Source organism: Embleya hyalina (genome assembly GCF_003967355.1).
In the GTDB taxonomy this organism is placed as follows: Bacteria; Actinomycetota; Actinomycetes; order Streptomycetales; family Streptomycetaceae; genus Embleya; species Embleya hyalina.
This window is the reverse complement of the sequence record NZ_BIFH01000014.1, coordinates 304,943-324,470: the sequence shown is the minus strand read 5'-3', so window position 1 is coordinate 324,470 and position 19,528 is coordinate 304,943. Positions and strand designations below refer to the sequence as shown.

Sequence of the window (19,528 nt, the reverse complement as noted above, 5' to 3'; positions counted from 1 at the left end):
CCCGGCGTTCGTGTGCGACCGCGCCCGAGCCCGGAAACCCGGGCCCATCGGCACGATCGCGCAGATCACCGGATCGTCCCGCACACTGGGGGACCAACCGCTCGAAGCCGCTGCGGACCGACGTGACCCAGGTCACCCTCGTGGAGGCGTAACACTTGTACCGATCGGAGCGATGCCTTGAGTGGCGCCGGCAGCGCCGACGGGTCCGGTCCCGCGGATCCGTCATCGATTCGGTGTAGTTGCGGCGCCGCAGCATGCCCGCGTGAACCGAGAGGTTATTTGTGACCCCGAGCTCGTCCAGCACGCTTCCCAACAGAATCGCCGAATCGGAATCTCTGGTGGCGCTCATCGAGCGCGGCCGTGCCGAAGGATCGATTACCGGCGAGGACATACGCCGAGCCTTCGAAACGGATGCCATCCCTGCGACGCAGTGGAAGAGCATCCTCCGTAGCCTCAACGAGGTTCTTGACGAGGCGGGTGTGACGTTGACCGTCAACCCGGTCAAAGAGACCCAACGGAGAGACGTAGCCACAACTCGGCGATCTGTCAAGAAGACGCTATCCACGCGCTCAACCCGTGTCAAGAACACAGAGACCTTGCCCGCGCAAGTCACGCCCGCGGCAACGGAATCGGGAGAGTCCGTCGTGGAATCTGCTCCGAAGCCGAAGAAGGCCGCAGCCAAGAAGAAGACCGCGGCCAAGAAGACGACGTCCACCACCACCACCGAGACGACCCCCGTCGAGCCGAGTGTCCCCAAGGACGGCGACGAGGCGTTGGTCGAAGAGGACCTGTTCGACGAGCCCGGCGACGCCGTGGCCCCCGAGGTCGGGCCCAGCGGTTTCGTTCTCACCACCGACGAGGACGACGCCCCGCAGCAGCAGGTCACCACGCCGGGTGCCACCGCGGACCCGGTCAAGGACTACCTGCGGCTGATCGGCAAGGTCTCGCTGCTCAACGCCGAGCAGGAGGTGTCGATCGCCAAGCGCATCGAGGCCGGCCTGTTCGCGCTGGAGAAGCTGGACACCGAGCCCGGCCTGACCCCGCAGTTCCGGCACGAGCTCGAACTCGTCGCCGAGGACGGCAAGCGGGCCAAGAACCACCTGCTCGAGGCCAACCTCCGCCTGGTCGTCTCGCTGGCCAAGCGCTACACCGGCCGCGGCATGCTCTTCCTGGACCTGATCCAGGAGGGCAACGTCGGTCTCATTCGTGCGGTCGAGAAGTTCGACTACACGAAGGGCTTCAAGTTCTCCACCTACGCCACGTGGTGGATCCGGCAGGCGATCACCCGGGCCATGGCCGACCAGGCGCGGACCATCCGCATCCCGGTCCACATGGTCGAGGTGATCAACAAGCTCGCCCGCGTGCAGCGCCAGATGCTCCAGGACCTGGGCCGCGAGCCCACCCCGGAGGAGCTGGCCAAGGAACTCGACATGACGCCGGAGAAGGTCGTCGAGGTCCAGAAGTACGGCCGCGAGCCGATCTCGCTGCACACCCCCCTCGGCGAGGAGGGCGACAGCGAATTCGGCGACCTGATCGAGGACACCGAGGCGATCCGGCCGGCCGACGCGGTCAGCTTCACCCTGCTCCAGGAGCAGCTGCACTCGGTCCTGGACACCCTCGCCGAGCGCGAGGCCGGGGTGATCTCGATGCGCTTCGGGCTCACCGACGGTCAGCCCAAGACGCTGGACGAGATCGGCAAGGTCTACGGGGTGACGCGCGAGCGCATCCGGCAGATCGAGTCGAAGACGATGTCCAAGCTGCGCCACCCGTCCCGCTCCCAGGTGCTGCGCGACTACCTGGACTAGAGGCAGGACCCCGGGTACGGACGGACCGCCACGGCGGCGCCCTCCGTCCGTACCCGGCGCAATCCCCGCGCCGGAACACCACCTCGACGCCCCGGCCGAGCCCACAAAGTGCGGACATCGGCCGATTCGTCCCCTGCGCCCATCGCGAACTCCCGCGTGCGGCAAGGGAGTCGACCGCGGGAACCCATCGGTCGCCGCCTACCATCGGCGGTGAGCCGTTCGGCCCCTCCGGCGACCACGAGGTGTTGAGATCATGACCGAGAACGCGGAATCCCGACTGTGGTCGACCGACCCGGAGGGCGCGCCCGCGCCGGCCGGCATCGACGTCACCGTGCCCAGCGTCGCCCGCGTCTACGACTTCCTGATCGGCGGCAAGGACAACTACGCCGCCGACCGCGAGGTGGCCCGGAAGCTGATCGCGGTATCGCCCGACCTCGCGCGCGACGCCGGCGCGCATCGGCGCATCCTGCACCGGGGTGTGCGCTTCCTGGTCGAGCAGGGCGTCCGGCAGTTCCTCGACATCGGGTCCGGCCTGCCGACCGCGCAGAACACCCACCAGGTCGCCCAGGCGGTGGCGGCGGACAGCACCGTGGTCTACGTCGACAACGACCCGATCGTGCTCGCGCACGGCCGTGCGCTGCTGGCCGAGAACGAGCGGACCACGGTGATCACGGCCGACCTGCGCGAGCCCGGGTCGATCCTGAAGAACCCCGAGGTGTTGCGCCTGATCGACTTCGACCGGCCGGTCGCGCTGATGTTGCTGGGCGTCATCCACCACATCAACGACGACGAGGACCCGGCCGGCCTGCTGCGCACCTACCTCGACGCGCTGCCGTCCGGAAGTTGGCTGTTCCTGACCCACTTCCTGCGCGGCGGTCCGGAGTCGGAGCAGATGGAGCGGGTCATGCAGGGCTCGCACAAGAGCGGCCGGTTCCGCGAGCGCGCGGAGATCGCCGCCTACCTCGACGGCCTGGAGCCGGCCGATCCGGGGCTGGTGTACGTCGACCTGTGGCGCCCGGAGGAGCCCGTCGACGAGGCCGCCCTCACGGTGTCCCAACGCCTGGTCCTCGGCGCGGTCGCCCGCAAGCCGTAGCGGGCCCGCGGGCGGTGGTGTCGCGTCGGCGTGCTCGTCGATCGGGCCGGGAGTCCGAACGGGTTCGCACCATGGATATGGATGTCGTACCGCGTCGTTCGTCGAACCACGGCGTTGTTCGCACGATGCGTACGATGGGGCGATGAGCACGCCGAGTACGCGCAGCGCGTCGAGCACGCGGAGCGCGTCGGTCGCGGACCCCCGTCCGCTCGAGCAGCCCGCGCCGGCGGCCATCCACCCGGAGCCGGTGCCGCAGACGTCCGTCCGCGTGTTGCGCGAGGCCGGGGTGATCACCCGGCACAGGCTCGGCACCGCCCGGGTGAGCGAACTGCGCCACGCCGACCTCGACGCGCTCTTCCCGGGGCTCCTCGACCGCGTGATCGGCGGCGACCGGGCCCGGCGCGCGCCGGGCCTCGCGTAGGTGACGCGCGACGAGGCGGGCCGTGCGGACGATCCGGCCCGGTGGATCGGGCGGGACCTGCATCTGGAGGTGTCCGGGGCGGGTGGCCGGCGGGCCGGGTTGATCCGGGCGATCCGGGAGGCGATCCGCACCGGACGGCTGGGGCCGGACACGCCGTTGCCGCCGTATCGTTCGCTCGCGGCGGACCTGGGCATCGCGCGCAACACCGTCGCCGACGCGTACGCGGAGTTGGTCGCCGAGGGCTGGTTGACCGCGCGGCAGGGGTCCGGGACGCGGGTCGCCCGGCGGGCCGAGCCGTTGGCCGCGCCGCGGCGCCGGGCCAGGATGCGGCCGGTCGCCGGGAATTCGGCGGGGCCGACGTACAACCTGCGCCAGGGGCAGCCCGACGCGGCGTCCTTCCCGCGCGCGGCGTGGGTGGCGTCGGCGCGGCGGGCGTTGAACGCGGCGCCGAGCGAGGCGTTCGGGCCCGGGGATCCGCAGGGACGCCCGGAGTTGCGGGCCGCGCTGGCGGACTACCTCGCGCGGGTGCGGGGGGTGCGTACCCATCCGGACCGGATCGTCGTCTGCTCCGGGTTCGCGCACGCGTTGCGGCTGTTGTTCGGCGGTGTGTTGCGGGGGCCGGCCGCGGTGGAGGCGTACGGGCTGGCCTTCCATCGCTCCATCCTGGCCGCGGCGTCGGTGCGCACGTTGCCGCTGGCGATCGACGAACACGGCGCCGACACGGCCGCCGGGTCGGTCGCGTTGGCGGGGGCGCGGGTGGCGGTGCTCACCCCGGCCCACCAGTTCCCCACCGGCGGGCCGCTGCCGCCCGAGCGTCGGGTCGCCGCGCTCGACTGGGCGCGGGCGGGTGGCGGGATCGTGGTGGAGGACGACTACGACGGGGAGTTCCGCTACGACCGGCGGCCGGTGGGCGCGGTCCAGGGCATGGACCCGGACCGGGTGATCTACGTCGGTTCGGTCAGCAAGAGCCTGTCCCCCGCGATCCGGCTCGGGTGGATGGTGCTGCCCGGGCATCTGGTCGAGGACGTGCTCGCGGTGAAGGGGCAGCGCGAGGCGTGGGCCGGGGTCACCGATCAGCTCACCCTCGCGGACTTCATCGAAGGCGGCCACTACGACCGGCACATCCGCCGGATGCGGCAGCGTTATCGGGCCCGCCGGGACCACCTGGTCGCGGCGCTGGCCGAACACGCGCCGCACGTGCGCGCGACGGGGATCGCCGCCGGGCTGCACGCGGTGCTGCAACTACCGCCAGGCACCGAGCCGGCCGCCATCGCCGCAGCCGAGCGCGAGGGCCTGGCCCTGGACGCCCTGTCCGTCTTCCGCCACCCCGACACCGACTCCCCCGTCCGCGACGGCCTCGTGGTCGGCTACGCCACTCCCCCGGACCACGCGTACCCGGCAGCGGTAACGGCCCTGTGCCGAGCCCTGGCGACGACAACGGGCTAACCACCCACCCGGTCCCCATTTCGAGCAACACCGAGCCCCCGTTCCGGGAACGGGGCCCACTCCACACGACCCTCGGCGCCTGCGCCACGCTGTCCGACAGGCAGCTTCCCCCAAACCGCCCGCCCTCACCTCACCAGGCCGAACACCCGCGCAGCGCCGCACAACCGAGTCCCGGAACGGGGCCCACTCCACACGGCCCCGGCCCTTGCACCACGCTGTTCAACAGACGGCTCCCCCCCCGCAGACCGCCCCGTCACCTTGCCAGCGCGAGCGCCCGGGCGGCAGCGCGCAACCGGGTCCCGGAACGGAGCGCACTCCACCCGGCCCCCCGGCGCCTGCGCCACGGTGTTCGACAGGCAGCTTCCCCGCAGAACGCCCCCTCACCTCACCAGGCCGAACACCCGCGCAGCGCCACGCAACCGAGTCCCGGAACGGGGCCCACTCCACACGGCCCCGGCCCTTGCACCACGCTGTTCGACAGGCAGCTTCCCCGCAGAACGCCCCCTCACCTCACCAGGCCAAACACCCAGGCAGCGCCACGCAACCGAGTCCCGGAACAGGGCCGACTCCACGCGGCTCCCCGGCGCTTGCGCCACGCTGTTCAACAGGCGGTTCCCCACAGAACGCCCGCCCTCGCCTCACCAGGCCGGACACCCGGGCAGCGCCACGCAACCGGGTCCCGGAACGGGGACCGCTTCACGCGGCTCCTCGGCGCTTGCGCCACGGTGTTCGGCAGGCGGCTTCCTCGCAGAACGCCCCCTCGCCTTGCCGGGCGAGCCGCCCGGGGGCGGGACTCCGTTTCGTGCGCCTCTTCGGGCTCTGCGCCCGGGCGGCGGCGCCTCGCGATTGTGGCCTGCACGCCGGTCAGGCGAGCGCGTTCACGAGCGTGGCGAAGGCGGTGGGGAGGCGGTGGGCGGTGGGGACGATCAGGCGGGCGGTTCGGGGGTGGGCGCGGGCGGTGAGGAGGGCTTCGGTGAGGAGGCGGTGGCGGCGGGAGAGGCGGCGCCAGTCGCTTTCGTAGCGCTCGGGGCGGCCCGCCCGCACGGCCGCGACCAGGGCGCGGGCCGAGGCCAGGGCCAGGGCGACGCCCTCGCCGGTGAGCGCGTCGGTGTAGCCGGCCGCGTCGCCCACGAGCAGCACCCGGCCCGCGACGCGGCCACGCACCCGCTGTCGCAGCGGTCCCGCCCCGCGCACCTCGCCGCCCGCCGCGCCCGCCAGCCGTTCGCGCAGGGCCGGGAACGCGGCGAGGTGGTCGGCGTACGTGCGACCGCGCGGGCCGAGCATGGCCACGCCCACCAGATCCGGGCCGACCGGGGTCACGTACGCCTCGCCGCGCGGCGACCAGTGCACCTCGACGAACTCGGTCCACGGCGCGATCGGGTAGTGCCGGCGCAGCCCGTACCGCCGGTCCCGCCGATCGCGCGGCGCGGGCCCGAGCGCGGCCCGCACGGGCGAGTGCAGCCCGTCGGCCGCCGCGAGCCAACGCGCGGTCAGCCCGGCCGCGGTCACCGTGTCCGCGTCCTGGCGGACCTCGGCGACCCGGCCGATCCGGTGCTCCACGCCGACGGCGAGGGCCCGTTCGTACAGCGCCGCGTGCAGCGTGGTCCGGCGCACCCCGAGCCCCGGCCCGGCCCGGAACCGCGCCTCCACCGCGTGCCGGGTGTCCACGTACCGGATGCCGGCCAACGGCCGCCCGGCGGGCGTCACCCCGAGCGCGGCGAGCGCGGCCACTCCCGCCGGCATCAGCCCCTCGCCGCACGCCTTGTCCACCGGTGTCGGGCGCGGTTCGACCACCACCACGCACAGCCCCGCGAGCGCGCCGTGGATCGCGGTGGCCAGCCCCGCCGGCCCACCACCCGCGACGAGCAGGTCGATCACGCGGTCGCCGCCGACAACGCGGCCGACTCGCAGCGGATCCGGACCACCATCAGCGCGGCGTTGAGGGTGGTGAAGGCGAGCGCGGTGATCCAGGCGCCGTGCACCAGGGGCAGCGCCGCGCCCTCCACCGCGACCGCGACGTAGTTGGGGTGGCGCAGCCAGGAGAGCCGATACGGCCCGCGCCGGATCGGCGGCGACCCGGGCACGACCACGACCCGGGTGTTCCAGTGCGGCCCGAGCGCGGTGACGCACCACCAGCGCAACGCCTGCGCGGCCACCGTGAGCGCGACCATGGTCCACCCGAACGCGGGTACGAACGGCCGGTCGGCCAGGCCGACTTCGAGTACGCACGCGGCCAGCAGGCCGACGTGCAGCACGACCATCGGCGGATAGTGTCCCCGGCCGCTGACCACGCCGCCCCGGGCCAGGCTCCAGGCCAGATTGCGTCGGGCGACCACCAGTTCCGCGAGCCGTTCGAGGGCGACCAGGCCGACCAGGCCGAAATACCAATACATCGCGACCTACCACTCCACCAGGACGAGTTCGGAGCAGAACCCCGGCCCCATCGCGATCATCAGGCCGGGTGTCCCGGGTTCCGGCCCGGCGGCGATCGTGTCGCGCAACACGTGCAGCACCGACGTCGAGGACAGGTTCCCGGTCGCGGCCAGGGACCGCCAGGTCGCGTCGAGGGCACCGGCGGGCAGGTCCAGCGTCTCGGCGACCGCCTCCAGCACCCTGGGGCCGCCGGGGTGGCATACCCACGCGGTGATGTCGGCCGTGGTCAGGCCGTGGTCGGCGAGGAAGTCCCGAACGTCGCCGCCGAGATGGGTGCGCGCCATCTCCGGTACGTCGGCGCCGAGCACGATCCGAAAGCCCGAGCCGCCCACGTCCCAGCCCATCACCCGCTCGGAGTCGGGATACATCCGGCTGCGGGCGGCGATCACCCCGGGGCCGCGCCCGGGCTCGGGGCGGCGGCCGTGTCCCGGCTCGGGTCCCGGCTCGCCCGCCGGCCCGCCCCGGTCGTCCCCACAGAGCACCACGGCCGCCGCGCCGTCGCCGAACAGCGCGCTCGCCACCACGTTGGCCATCGACGCGTCGTCGCGCTGGAGGGTGAGCGAGCACAACTCGACCGAGACCAACACCGCGACCTGGTCGGGCCGGTCGCGCAGGTAGTCGTGCAGCCGGGCGATCCCGGCCGCGCCCGCCACGCAGCCCAGACCGAACACCGGCAGCCGTTTGACGTCCTCGCGCAGGCCGAGCCGGCCCACCAGGCGCGCGTCGACGGAGGGCACCGCCAGGCCGGTCACGGTGGTGAACAGGATCAGGTCCACGTCCCGCGCGCCGAACCCGGCGGCGCCGAGCGCGGACTCGGTCGCCTCGGCGGCGAGGTCGACCGCGACCTCCAGCCAGACGTCGTTGGCCGCGCCGAAGTCCGCCAACTTGGCGTAGTGGTCGAGCGGCAGCGCCAGATGGCGCGTGTCCACCCGGGCACTGGCGTGCACCCGGTCGAGGACGCGCCGATCGGCGCCGGTCGGCAGGCACAGCGCCGCGAACGTGTCGGTGATCTCGGCCTGCGGGTATCGGTGCGGCGGCAGTGCGCCACGGACGGCGGCGATGCGGGTCATGGCGATTCCCCTGCTGGATTAGGGGGCGAGGCTGGAATAGCGGGTGAAAAGGCAGGTATCGGAGAGCGGGAGAGGTAGGGAACGCTGGAACAGTGCCCAGCGGAAACACGGAACCCACGTCGTTTGCCCGTAGTTGCCGCCCGCATGCGCTCGTGCCCCGCCCCGTCCCACCGCCGACCGGCCCGCCGGCCCGCACGCCGACCCGTCTCGACCCGCACGCCGGCCCGCCTCCGCCCGCCCACCGGCCCGCACTCGACGCGCCGCCGACTCGCCTCGACCCGCCCGCCGACTCGTCCGCCCACTCGTCCGAAGGACACCCACGTGAGTGACACCGCAGCGCCGAACCGCCCCGCCCCGCACCCCCTCGGCCGCCCCCTCACCCGCCTCCGAGCCCGCCGCCCCGCCGGCACCCACGAATCCCCCGAACGGGCCCCCGTCGTCGGCCTCCTGCTCGCCTGCCACCCGGGCCCGACCGTCGCCGTCACGGCACTCACCACCGGGCTCGCCCGCGCCGCCGGCCGGGACGCGCGCGGCTGCGTACTGGTCGGCGCGGCCGTGCTCGCCGGGCAGTTGTCGGTCGGCTGGTGCAACGACGCGGTGGACGCCGCGCGGGACCGGGCGGCGGGGCGCGGCGGCAAGCCGGTGGCGGCCGGCCTGGTCGGGGCCGATCGGGTGGCGCGCGCCGCCCGCCGCGCGCTCGTGGTGTGCGTTCCGCTGTCCTACGCGTCCGGGCCCGCGGCCGGCACCGCGCATCTGGTCGGCGTGGGTGCGGCCTGGGCGTACGACCTCGGGGTCAAGGGCACCGCCGGGTCGTGGGTGCCCTACGCGATCGGATTCGGCAGCCTGCCGACGTTCGTCGCGTTCGGGCTGCCGGACCGGCCCGGGCCCACCTGGTGGATCGTCACCGCCGCCGCGCTGCTCGGCTGCGGGGCGCATCTGGCGGACGCGCTGCCGGACCTGGCCGACGATCGGGCGGCGGGCGTGCGCGGCCTGCCGCACCGGCTCGGCCCGAGCGGGATCCGGGCGCTCACCCCGCTGCCGCTCCTCGCCGCCACCGCGCTGCTCGCGTACGGCCGACCGGATCGCGCGGGCCGACTCGCCCTGCTCGGCGCGGGCACGCTCGCCGCGGCCGGCGCCCTGCTCGGCGGCCGGCGGCCCCGGATCCCCTTCGCGACCTCCGTGGCGGTCGCCGCGATCGACGTTGCGCTGCTGATCCGCCGGGGTACCGGGATCGCACGGGCCGGTTCGCGTGACGTCGGACGATCATCACGCCAATGCGCGTAGACCCGTCCCCGCCAGAGCTGTTTCGGTATGCCCTGAAAAAGGGCTGATGGGATGAAATAGAGCGATCGCTGCTTGACGGTCTGTCAAATTGGATCTTCGTATTTAACAATCTGTCCCATTGTCCCGCTCAGAGCATCAGGAAATCATTCATGCCCATAGCTCGATCCAGGATCAGTCCAAACCGCCCGCAGATCGGTCGCCCCGAGCCAGCTCGTGCCGTGCCGGCACCTCTGTCCCCTCACACTGGAGGAACCCGCACATGAGCGGTCGCTTCACCCACCGCCGTCTGATCGCGTCCGCCGCGACCCTGATCGCGGGATCCATGCTGTTGACCGCCTGTGGCGACGACGGCGGCGACAGCGCGCTCGGCAAGAAGGACGAGAACGCCCCGTTCTTCAAGATGCTGCCGCCCGACGTCCAGAAGTCCGGCAAGATCACGATCGGCTCCGAGGTCGCCTACGCGCCCATCGAGTTCATGAAGGACGGCAAGGCGGTCGGCGTCGACCCCGAGCTGGCCGCCGCGCTCGCCAAGCAGCTGGGCGTCAAGTACGACTACAAGAACTCGCAGTTCGACTCGCTGATCACCGGCATCACGTCCAAGCGCTTCGACATCGTGATGTCCGCGATGACGGACAAGAAGGAACGCCAGGGCCAGGGCCTGTCGTTCGTCGACTACTTCCGCGCGGGCACCTCGATCCTGGTGCAGAAGGGCAACCCGCAGAAGATCACCTCGCTCGACGACCTGTGCGGGAAGACCGTCGCGCTCCAGCAGGCGACCACCAACGAGGACGTCGCCAGCGCCCAGTCCAAGAAGTGTCAGGACTCGGGCAAGGGCGCGATCAACATCCAGAAGTACGAGCACGACGGCGAGGCCCTGCTGAAGCTCAAGAGCGGCGCCGCCGCGGCCGACCTCAACGACTTCCCCGTCGCCGCGTACAACGCGCAGACCTCCGGCGACGGCAAGGACTTCGAGGTCACCGGCGACCAGATCGACGCCGGCCTGTACGGCATCGGCGTCGGCAAGGACAACACGCAGCTCCAGCAGGCGCTGAAGTCGGCCCTGGAGGCACTGATCAAGAACGGCGAGTACGCCAAGATCCTGGCCAACTGGAAGGTCGAGGCCGGGGCCGTCACCGACGTCACGATCAACGGCGCCACCTCCTGATCCCGGGGTCCGGCCCGCGCCGTCCCCCGACGGCCGGGCCGGACCCGATCCGCGTCCGTACTCGTGCTCCAAGAGGAGGTCACCCGACCGTGACCACGCCCGCAACACCCCCTGCCGACAAACAGCCGGTCAAGCGGGAACCCATCAAGGCGATCCCCGTACCGCACTACGGCCGCTGGGTCGCCGCCGTCGTGGTCCTCGCCCTGGTCGGCCTGCTGATCAACGCGTTCGCCAGTGCGAAGATCCACTGGGACGTGACCGGCGACTACCTGTTCGACGACCAGATCATGAAGGGCGCCGGCAACACCCTGCTGATCAGCCTGGCGGCCATGGCGGTCGGGCTCGTCCTCGGTGTGCTGGCGGCGATCATGCGGCTGTCCGGCAACCCGGTCACCTCGACCGTCGCCTCGGTCTACATCTGGTTCTTCCGCGGCACCCCGGTCCTGGTGCAGTTGCTCATCTGGGGCAACCTCGCGCTGGTCTTCCCGACCATGTTCGGCCAGAACACCAACGACGTGATCACCCCGTTCATGGCGGCGCTGCTCGGCCTCGGCATCAACGAGGGCGCCTACATGGCGGAGATCGTGCGCTCCGGCATCCAGTCGGTCGACGAGGGCCAGACCGAGGCGGCGCACGCGCTCGGCATGTCCAAGGGCCGCACGCTGCGCCGGATCGTGCTGCCGCAGGCGATGCGCGTCATCGTGCCGCCGACCGGCAACGAGTTCATCAACATGCTCAAGACGTCCTCGCTCGCCAGCGCCGTGGTCTATCCCGAAGTGCTGCAGAAGGCGAAGGACGTGTACACGCACAACCTCGCGGTGATGGAACTCCTCTTCGCCGCCTGCTTCTGGTACCTGCTGCTGACCACGGTGTTCAGCATCGGCCAGTACTACCTCGAGCGCTACTTCGCTCGTGGATCCAGTCGAGCCTTGCCGCCCACTCCGCTCCAGCGGATCATGGCCAATGTATTCAGCACCCGGCGCCCGGGGGTCAAGACCCGATGACGACCAATCTCGACAAGCCCGCCCCCCGCCCGACCGAGCCCGGTCGGGTGATGGTCCGGGCCCAGGACGTCTGCAAGTCCTTCGGCCCGCTCGAAGTGCTCAAGGGCATCGACCTGGAGGTCGCGACCGGCGAGGTCATGTGCATCGTCGGCCCCTCCGGCTCCGGCAAGTCCACCTTCCTGCGCTGCATCAACCACCTGGAGAAGGTCAACGCCGGACGGTTGTGGGTGGACGGCCACCTCGTCGGCTACCGGGAGAAGGACGGCAAGCTCTACGAGCTCAAGGACAGCGAGGTCGCCCTCAAGCGGCGCGACATCGGCATGGTCTTCCAGCGCTTCAACCTGTTCCCGCACATGACCGCCGCGGGCAACATCATGGAGGCGCCCACCCAGGTCAAGGGCATCGGCAAGCCCGAGGCCCGGGCCCGCGCACACGAGTTGCTGGCGCGGGTGGGCCTGGCCGACAAGGCCGACGCCTACCCCTCGCAGCTCTCCGGCGGCCAGCAGCAGCGGGTGGCCATCGCCCGGGCACTGGCGATGGACCCCAAGCTGATGCTCTTCGACGAGCCCACCTCGGCGCTCGACCCCGAACTGGTCGGCGAGGTGTTGGAGGTCATGCGCGGGCTGGCCGAGGACGGCATGACGATGATCGTGGTCACCCACGAGATGGGCTTCGCCCGCGAAGTGGGCGACTCGTTGGTGTTCATGGACGACGGACTGGTCGTCGAGGCGGGTCATCCGCGCGAGGTACTGGCCAACCCACAGCACGAGCGCACGAAGGCGTTCCTGTCCAAGGTGCTGTGACCTCGGCGTCGCGCTCGGTGCGCGTGGCCGGCGGCCGTCCTGCTCCGTCCGGGGCGGCCGGCCGGCCCGGACGGAGCAATTCCGTTCGAGTCGTGGCGCGCGTGGGGTAGGGGCAACGGTGTCGCCCGGCTCGGGAGTCCGGGGATCCACCACCGCGGAGGAATCCGTCATGCCGCACACCGCCGACCGCCTCGCCGCACTGGCTCAGCAGGTCCTCGGCCGCCCGTCGCCGATCCGGATCCGGGCCTGGGACGGCAGCGAGGCCGGTCCGCCGGACGGTCCGGCGCTGGTGGTGCGCAATCGCCGCGCGCTGCGCCGACTGGTGTGGTCGCCGGGCGAACTCGGCTTCGCCCGCGGCTGGGTGTCGGGCGACCTCGATGTCGACGGTGACCTCTACGACGCGCTGACCCGGCTGTCCGGGCTGGCGCTCAACCGCGACGAGCCGGTGCCGGTGGGGCCGGTGGCGGGCGTCTCCGGCGCCCGGTTCGGACCCGCCGCCCGGCTGCGCGCCGCCGGGCGTACCGCGCGCGACGCGGCCCGCCCGCTGGGCACGATGCTCACCCTGACCGGCCTGCCGGTGCCGCCGCCGGCGCCCGCCGAGGAGGTCCGGCGCCGCCGGGGCGTGCTGCACAGCGTGCGCCGCGACCAGGAGGCGATCCGGCACCACTACGACGTCGGCAACGACTTCTACGGGCTGGTCCTGGGCCCGTCCATGGTCTACTCGTGCGCCTATTGGGATCGCCCCGACGCGACGTTGGAGGACGCCCAGCGGGCGAAGCTGGACCTGATCTGCCGCAAGCTCGCGCTCGGCCCCGGGATGCGGCTGCTCGACGTCGGCTGCGGGTGGGGTTCGATGGCGCTGCACGCCGCCGAGCACTACGGCGTGCAGGTGGTCGGCATCACCATCTCGCACGAACAGGCCGACCTGGCTCGCAAGCGGGTCTCCGAGGCCGGTCTGACCGGGCGGGTGGAGATCAGGATCCAGGACTACCGCGAGCACGCCGACGGCCCCTACGACGCGATCTCCTCGATCGGCATGGCCGAACACGTGGGCCGCGTGCAGTTCCGCGCCTACGCCGACACGCTGTACGAACTCCTGCGCCCCGGCGGGCGGTTGCTCAACCACCAGATCTCCCGCCGCCCCGTGCCGAACGAGGAGACCTACCAGGTCGACGAGTTCATCGACCGCTACGTCTTCCCCGACGGCGAGTTGGCCCCGATCGGCACCACGGTGTCGGTATTGGAGGAGGCCGGGCTCGAGGTCCGCGACGTACACGCGCTCCGCGAGCACTACGCGACCACGCTGCGCGCATGGGTGACCAACCTGGAATCCGACCGGGAGCGGGCGGCCACGCTGACGACCCCGGGCAGAGTCCGCGTCTGGCGCCTCTACATGGCCGCCTCGGCCCTGGCCTTCGAACAGAACCGAATCGGCGTGAACCAGATCCTGGCCGTCAAGACCCCACCCACGGGCCACTCCGGAATGCCCCCCACGCGCACCCTGTAGCACGGGGGCCCGCAGGACCCGGCGGGTGACGGGGGCGCCGCCTATCGCCCCCGCACCCACCAGGCGTCCTGAGCGGCCTTGATCCGCTCCCAGATCTCACCGAACGCGTCCTCCGGCTCCACGCCCACCAAAAACGGCGGCTCCCCCCACTCCGCCACCGCCCCCACGGGACACCCGGCCCGCTCCAAATCCGCCAACAACGCGAACCACGCCTCCCCGTCGGCCGGTTGCACCGTCGCAAGCACGCCGTCATCCACAGCGCACAGCTCCACGAGCATCCCCTCGGGCCGAAGACTCGCGTCTCCCCCACCCACATACCGCACTTCACTCCCCAATGCGGGCGGCGCCAGCCGCAGAATCACCAAGTCCCGCACATTCGAGGTGAATTCCGTCCCGGTACGCAGCCGCAAATGCACCTGTCGCCCCTGCACATCCATGAGCGCACCTTCCCGCCCCGAATACGAGTCCCGGCACCACGCATGCCGGTAACGCTCGAAGAACTCCCGCCCCTTGGCGATGTCTTCCTGCGTATTCCCCAAGACCCACTTCCGAATGGTCATCGCCCGGTCCGTCCATCCGAGCGGAACCGCACCAACAATCGCCGAGCCGGCCACAACCGTCGCAACCACAACCACCCTGCGGGAGTCGGGACCGGGACAGATGCAGCGCTCTCGGTCTGCGATTTTGCAACCCACTCCCGAACCAACAGCCTCAGGCGCTCGTCCTGCCGGTCGCGATGCACCTCCGGCGCGGGCGTCGCACCACGTTGAGTCCACCCGATTCGATATGTCATCGTGGGCACGTGTCCTTTCTCTTGAGGCACGCCGGGGGTGGGGTCCGCTGCCAGGTAGATCCCCGCCCCCAACGCCCGCCGCCGTCAGGACCTTTCGGCTCCTGCGTCCGGCGACGTTCTCGAACAAGGGGACTTCCGCTCCGTTTCGCACACGGTCTGTCGCCCTGCGTCCCATCATGAAGTGGGCGAACCGACCTGCGCATCTCGGCGCCGTTACCGATTTGCGGTGGAACGAAAGAGGGAACACCCGTGCGATATCGAGAAAAAGACGTCGACCCCCAAGGCTCGCCTCGCCGAATGTACGGACGTGAGATTCGGGTCAAGCGCAACAACGTGGGCATGTCACTGACGACGTGCGCGTCGATCCTGGGCTATAGCAAGGCAGCCCTGTCCCGGTACGAGACAGGCGAAAGCGCGATCCCACCGGACATGCCGGCACGGCTGGACATCACGTTCGAGACGGACGGTCTGTTCGGGCGACTGTACGAGATGGTGGAGCACGACCAATTCCCGGACCGCTACCGCGCGTTCATGACGCTGGCGGCGACGGCGATCCAGATCCTGGAGTACGCGGGACAGACGATTCCCGGTCTGCTGCAAACCCCCGACTACGCCCGCGCCCAATTCATCGGGTTCGAGCCCGGTGCGCCGACGGCCGAGATCGAACGTCGCGTCATCGCGCGCATCAATCGCCAACGCATCTTCACGCGGAAGGACCCACCACGGTACGACGCGATCCTCGATCAGGCAGCCATCGCTCGGCCGATCGGTGGGCCGGCCGTCATGCGCGCACAACTCGAAACACTGTTGCCCCGGATGGATACGCAGTACGGCACGATCCAGGTCCTGCCGTTCGACGCCGGGGCGCACTCGGTGTTGGGTGGATCGCTGACCCTTCTGACGCTCCCGGACAGCGAGCCCGTCGCATACCTCGAAGGCAGCCACACCGGACAGTTGCGCGAGGATCCAACCACCGTCGCCGACCATCAGGCGGCCTACGATCGTCTACGAGCCTACGCTCTGTCCCCGAGAGAGTCGGCAGCGATGATCCGAGCAGTCATCCAGGAGTTGGAAGCATGGGAAAGACCCGAGGCGCAGACGTCACGACATGGCGAAAGAGCACGTACAGCAACGGGGATCAAGGCAACTGTGTCGAGGTCCGCGATGATCTCCCGGGCATCGTCCCGATACGCGACTCGAAAGACCCGAGCATCGGACACCTGACGATAACCACAGCCGCGTGGACAGCCCTGACCAGCGCAATCCGCAGCTGACGCACGAACCGCCGATGCTTGACCCTCACGTGGCGTCATGGCGCATTGTCGGGGGTGTGGAGGAGCACCTGACTGTGGGGCGTGTGGCCGAGTTGGCCTGTGTGAGCGTCCGGACGCTGCATCACTACGACGAGATCGGGCTTGTGCGGCCGTCCACACGAACGAGGGCCGGCTACCGGGCCTATGCGGCCGGGGACGTGGAGCGGTTGCGGGAGGTGCTCGCCTATCGGCGACTCGGCTTCGGGCTGCGCGAGATCGCGGATCTGGTCGACGACCCCGACACCGACGCGGTCGCGCGCCTGCGCCGATTGCGCGCTCTGCTGCTGGAGCAGCGCGACCGGGCCGCCGCCATGGTGACGGCCATCGACTCGGAACTGGAGGCACGGGCAATGGGGATCAGAACCACCTCGGAGGACCAACTGAAGGTACTCGGGGCCCAGTTGTACGACACGATCGGATCCGCGTACCCGGTGACGCGCCGCACCGAGCCGCGCATCGCCGCGCGGGTCTGGGCAGCACTCGGCGACGCCCGAACCGTCCTGAACGTCGGCGCCGGCACCGGCTCGTACGAACCCCCGGACCGCGACGTGACCGCGGTGGAGCCGTCGGCGGTCATGCGGGCGCAGCGTCCCGCGGGCGCGGCCCCGTGCGTGGCGGCCGAGGCGGAGAGCCTTCCGTTCCCGGACCAGTCCTTCGACGCGGCCATGGCCTTCAGCACCATCCATCACTGGCGCGACCCGATCGCCGGGCTGCGCGAGATGCGGCGAGTGGCCCGGCGCGTGGTGGTGTTCACGCACGACGCCCACGACGCCGCGTGGCGGGACCGGTTCTGGCTCATCCGCGACTATCTGCCCGAGGTCACCGGACTCGTCGCCGGCCGCCCCTCGGTGCAGCGGTTGGCCGGCACGATCGGCGCCCGCCTGGAGCCGGTGCTCATCCCGTGGGATTGCGCCGACGGCTTCTTCGAGGCGTACTGGCGCCGCCCCGAGGCGTACCTGGACGAACCCGTGCGCCGCGCGATCTCGCTGTGGACCCGCGTCGGCCCGGAGGCCGAGCAGCGGGCGGTGCACCGGCTCCGCGACGACCTCGCCTGCGGCCGGTGGTCCGAGCGCAACGGCGACTTGGCCGACCTCGACGCGGCGGAACTGGGCCTGCGCCTGCTCGTGGCCTGAACACGACCGCCGGACCCGCGAAATGGTTGTCGATGGCGTTTGTTGGAAAGGCACCCCCGGTGAACGGAGGGGGGACCGATGGCCGTTCGTGGTACAGCGCCCGTGTGGCGCAAGGTTGCGGCAGTCGCGCTGGGGATGCTGCTCGCGATTGTTTCGGCGGGTTGCGGGGGCGATGGCGGCAATGCCGCATCAAGCTCTGCGGAGCAGGATTCCGTACCGGATGAAGGACGACTGCGGAAGTACCTGGACGGCTACGTCGCACTGCTCAACGCGGGCGATGTGCCGAAGTTGGCCCGGCATCTCGACATCGGCGGTGACCGAGGCGAGCAGGATGCCGAACTGCGGATGAGCGCGCACGGCCGGCAGCAGTGGCGCGACGTCACCTACGCGTGGGAACAACCGATCTCCGTCGACCTGTACGACGTCAAGATCAAGGCATTCGCCGCCGCCACGTCCTCGTGGGTGCACGTCGACGAGAAGGTGGTCTGGAAGCGTTCCCGCGATCGGTGGGTGATCGTGTCGCACGTTCCCGCATCAGCCGACCCGAGGAAACCCAGGTCGGGCACCGAGCGCACAGCGGTACCCGGCCTCGGCCCGAAGAGCCTCGCGCCGCAGGCGTGGCGTCCGAACTCCGGTTGAGTCCGCGGCCGTTCCTCCGACGCGGCGACGGTGCCTCAGCCCTCCCGGGCCTGGTCCAGTCTGCCCTGGAGTTTGCGCATGCCGGTCAGCCAGCGGTCCGGGTCGGCGGCGCGGCCCGCGTACATGCGGGCCACCTCGGGGTGGGGCAGGATCAGGAACGGGGCGCCCGCCGCGACCGCGTCGACGACCGTGTCGGCGACCTGCTCAGGCGCCAGGGCGTCGTCGTCCAGGAGCAGGCGGGCGGCCGGGCCGGAGGCGTCCAGGAGGGCCGTACGCACACCCCGAGGGCAGACCGCCTGGACCGTGATGCCCTTGGCGCCGTACGTGATCGCCATCCACTCGGCGAACGCGTACGCCGCGTGTTTGGTGACCGCGTACGCCGACGCGTCCAACATCGTGAGCAGCCCGGCGGCGGAGACCGTGGTGACCAGGTGGCCGCGACCGCGCGCCAGCCAGGCCGGGGTGAGCAGTCGCGCGGCGCGCACGTGCGCCATCACGTTGACGTCCCAGGAGTGCTCCCACGCCTCCTCGGACGCGTCCAGGCCGACGCCCTCGCCGATACCGGCGTTGGCGCAGTAGACGTCGACCTCGCCGAGCGCCGCCCGGGCCCCGGAGATCAGCGCCGCGACGCCCGCCTCCGTGGCCGCGTCGCCCGGCAGCGCGACGGCGTCGATGTCGGCGGCCACCGCGTGGGAGGCGTCCGGGTCGAGGTCGTTGACCACCACCCGCGCACCGGCGGCGGCGAAGCGGCGGGCCAGGGCCGCGCCGATCCCCGCGCCGCCCCCGGTGACCACCACGCCCGCCCCCGCGAGCACCGTCACCCCACACCGCCGGACAGGCTCACGCCGCCGTCGACCAGCAGCGTCTGGCCGGTGATCCACCCCGCCTGCTCGGACAGCAGGAACGCCACCGCGCCGGCCACGTCCTCGGGCACGCCGAGGCGGCCCATCGGGTACGCCGCCGCGACCTCCTCCTCCCGGCCCTCGTACAGCGCGGTCGCGAAGACGGTCTTGACCACGGCCGGCGCGACCGCGTTCACCCGTACGCGCGGCCCGAGTTCGCTCGCGAGCTGCGCGGTCAGGTGGGTCAGCGCGGCCTTGCTCACGCCGTAGAAGCCGATGCCCTGCGCGGGCCGCTCGCCGGCCATCGAGGACACGTTGACGATCGCGCCGCCGTGTTCGCCCAGCCACGCCTTGTACACCCGCTGGGTCCAGGCCAGCGCGGCGAGCAGGTTGACCTCCAGGATCTTGCGCCCGGCGTCGAGGTCGAGTTCGACCAGCGGGCCGTAGACGGGGTTGATCCCGGCGTTGTTGACCAGCATGTCGATCCGGCCGAACGCCTCCAGGGTCGCGGCCACGGCGGCGTCCTGGTGGGCCGGGTCGTGCGCCTTGCCCGCGACGCCGATGGCATGCTCCGAGCCGCCGAGCGAGGCGACCACCTCGGCCAGGGTGTCCGCGCCGCGCGCGGTCACGCAGACCCGGTCGCCGCGCGCGACCAGCGCCTGGGCGATGCCCAGGCCGATGCCGCGGCTGGCGCCGGTGACGATGGCCACGGGGCGGGAGGTGTCGGTCACGGGGCGGCTGCCTCTCGGTCGGAACGGGCTGCGCGGCTCATGGTCC

At 71.5% G+C, this 19,528-nt stretch carries 18 protein-coding genes and 1 pseudogene; 13 read left to right on the top strand and 6 right to left on the bottom strand.

Going from position 1 to position 19,528, the window contains the following annotated elements; genetic code table 11:
• Positions 1–281 precede the first annotated feature (281 nt).
• From EMA17_RS05805 to pdxR, 4 genes are all read left to right on the top strand, one after another.
• Entirely contained in the window at positions 282–1,805 is a 1,524-nt protein-coding gene (locus tag EMA17_RS05805) for an RNA polymerase sigma factor (protein WP_126635819.1), read from the top strand.
• Between the two features lie 253 nt (positions 1,806–2,058).
• Positions 2,059–2,898: an SAM-dependent methyltransferase gene (locus EMA17_RS05800; RefSeq protein WP_126635818.1), complete on the top strand. Its 840-nt coding sequence runs from the start codon at positions 2,059–2,061 to the stop codon at positions 2,896–2,898.
• A 142-nt stretch (positions 2,899–3,040) separates the two neighbouring features.
• Positions 3,041–3,319 (top strand): hypothetical protein, encoded by a 279-nt coding sequence (locus EMA17_RS55915; RefSeq protein ID WP_126635817.1) that lies wholly within the window; start codon positions 3,041–3,043, stop codon positions 3,317–3,319.
• The gene (pdxR, locus tag EMA17_RS05790; RefSeq protein ID WP_126635816.1) at positions 3,320–4,765 is read left to right on the top strand and encodes a MocR-like pyridoxine biosynthesis transcription factor PdxR; all 1,446 of its coding nucleotides are present in this window, start codon (positions 3,320–3,322) and stop codon (positions 4,763–4,765) included.
• 864 nt (positions 4,766–5,629) lie between these two features.
• Here the strand turns inward: pdxR and EMA17_RS05785 are convergent.
• Genes EMA17_RS05785 through EMA17_RS05775 form a run of 3 tightly spaced genes read right to left on the bottom strand, consistent with a single transcriptional unit; the run spans position 5,630 to position 8,268 of the window.
• Positions 5,630–6,643 carry an NAD(P)/FAD-dependent oxidoreductase gene (locus EMA17_RS05785; protein ID WP_126635815.1) on the bottom strand — a complete coding sequence of 338 codons (1,014 nt, stop codon included), beginning with the start codon at positions 6,641–6,643 and terminating at the stop codon, positions 5,630–5,632.
• Positions 6,640–7,158: an isoprenylcysteine carboxyl methyltransferase family protein gene (locus tag EMA17_RS05780; protein ID WP_126635814.1), complete on the bottom strand. Its 519-nt coding sequence runs from the start codon at positions 7,156–7,158 to the stop codon at positions 6,640–6,642. The genes EMA17_RS05785 and EMA17_RS05780 overlap by 4 nt, the downstream gene beginning before the upstream one ends.
• Before the next feature lie 6 nt (positions 7,159–7,164).
• On the bottom strand, positions 7,165–8,268 hold the full coding sequence (locus EMA17_RS05775; RefSeq protein WP_126635813.1) for a type III polyketide synthase: 1,104 nt from the start codon (positions 8,266–8,268) through the stop codon (positions 7,165–7,167).
• 321 nt (positions 8,269–8,589) lie between these two features.
• Here EMA17_RS05775 and EMA17_RS05770 point away from each other — a divergent pair, with 321 nt between their 5' ends.
• The 5 genes from EMA17_RS05770 (at position 8,590) to EMA17_RS05750 (ending at position 14,031) form a co-directional block, all read left to right on the top strand.
• On the top strand, positions 8,590–9,552 hold the full coding sequence (locus tag EMA17_RS05770; RefSeq protein WP_126635812.1) for a UbiA family prenyltransferase: 963 nt from the start codon (positions 8,590–8,592) through the stop codon (positions 9,550–9,552).
• Positions 9,553–9,811: 259 nt separating this feature from the next.
• Positions 9,812–10,717 (top strand): ABC transporter substrate-binding protein, encoded by a 906-nt coding sequence (locus tag EMA17_RS05765; RefSeq protein WP_246126469.1) that lies wholly within the window; start codon positions 9,812–9,814, stop codon positions 10,715–10,717.
• 89 nt (positions 10,718–10,806) lie between these two features.
• Positions 10,807–11,721 carry an amino acid ABC transporter permease gene (locus EMA17_RS05760; protein ID WP_126635811.1) on the top strand — a complete coding sequence of 305 codons (915 nt, stop codon included), beginning with the start codon at positions 10,807–10,809 and terminating at the stop codon, positions 11,719–11,721.
• Positions 11,718–12,524 (top strand): amino acid ABC transporter ATP-binding protein, encoded by an 807-nt coding sequence (locus EMA17_RS05755; protein ID WP_126635810.1) that lies wholly within the window; start codon positions 11,718–11,720, stop codon positions 12,522–12,524. The genes EMA17_RS05760 and EMA17_RS05755 overlap by 4 nt, the downstream gene beginning before the upstream one ends.
• A 169-nt stretch (positions 12,525–12,693) precedes the next feature.
• Positions 12,694–14,031, top strand: coding sequence for an SAM-dependent methyltransferase (locus tag EMA17_RS05750; RefSeq protein WP_126635809.1), 1,338 nt, complete (start codon positions 12,694–12,696; stop codon positions 14,029–14,031).
• A 41-nt stretch (positions 14,032–14,072) separates the two neighbouring features.
• On the opposite strand, the gene EMA17_RS05745 is transcribed toward EMA17_RS05750, so the two are convergent.
• Complete coding sequence (locus EMA17_RS05745; RefSeq protein WP_174861312.1) at positions 14,073–14,591, bottom strand: hypothetical protein; 519 nt, start codon at positions 14,589–14,591, stop codon at positions 14,073–14,075.
• Positions 14,592–15,121: 530 nt separating this feature from the next.
• Here EMA17_RS05745 and EMA17_RS53820 point away from each other — a divergent pair.
• The 4 genes and pseudogenes from EMA17_RS53820 to EMA17_RS05725 all read left to right on the top strand — a co-directional run.
• Positions 15,122–15,865: pseudogene (locus tag EMA17_RS53820) on the top strand (helix-turn-helix domain-containing protein); the annotation flags it as partial.
• A gap of 35 nt (positions 15,866–15,900) precedes the next feature.
• The gene (locus tag EMA17_RS05735; RefSeq protein WP_126635808.1) at positions 15,901–16,098 is read left to right on the top strand and encodes a DUF397 domain-containing protein; all 198 of its coding nucleotides are present in this window, start codon (positions 15,901–15,903) and stop codon (positions 16,096–16,098) included.
• A gap of 83 nt (positions 16,099–16,181) precedes the next feature.
• Positions 16,182–17,270 (top strand): MerR family transcriptional regulator, encoded by a 1,089-nt coding sequence (locus EMA17_RS05730; protein WP_246126516.1) that lies wholly within the window; start codon positions 16,182–16,184, stop codon positions 17,268–17,270.
• A gap of 78 nt (positions 17,271–17,348) precedes the next feature.
• The gene (locus EMA17_RS05725) at positions 17,349–17,909 is read left to right on the top strand and encodes a hypothetical protein (protein WP_126635806.1); all 561 of its coding nucleotides are present in this window, start codon (positions 17,349–17,351) and stop codon (positions 17,907–17,909) included.
• A gap of 35 nt (positions 17,910–17,944) precedes the next feature.
• Here the strand turns inward: EMA17_RS05725 and EMA17_RS05720 are convergent, their stop codons facing one another.
• The gene (locus EMA17_RS05720; protein WP_126635805.1) at positions 17,945–18,730 is read right to left on the bottom strand and encodes an SDR family oxidoreductase; all 786 of its coding nucleotides are present in this window, start codon (positions 18,728–18,730) and stop codon (positions 17,945–17,947) included.
• Positions 18,727–19,482 carry an SDR family oxidoreductase gene (locus EMA17_RS05715; RefSeq protein ID WP_126635804.1) on the bottom strand — a complete coding sequence of 252 codons (756 nt, stop codon included), beginning with the start codon at positions 19,480–19,482 and terminating at the stop codon, positions 18,727–18,729. The genes EMA17_RS05720 and EMA17_RS05715 overlap by 4 nt, the downstream gene beginning before the upstream one ends.
• Between the last annotated feature and the right edge of the window lie 46 nt (positions 19,483–19,528).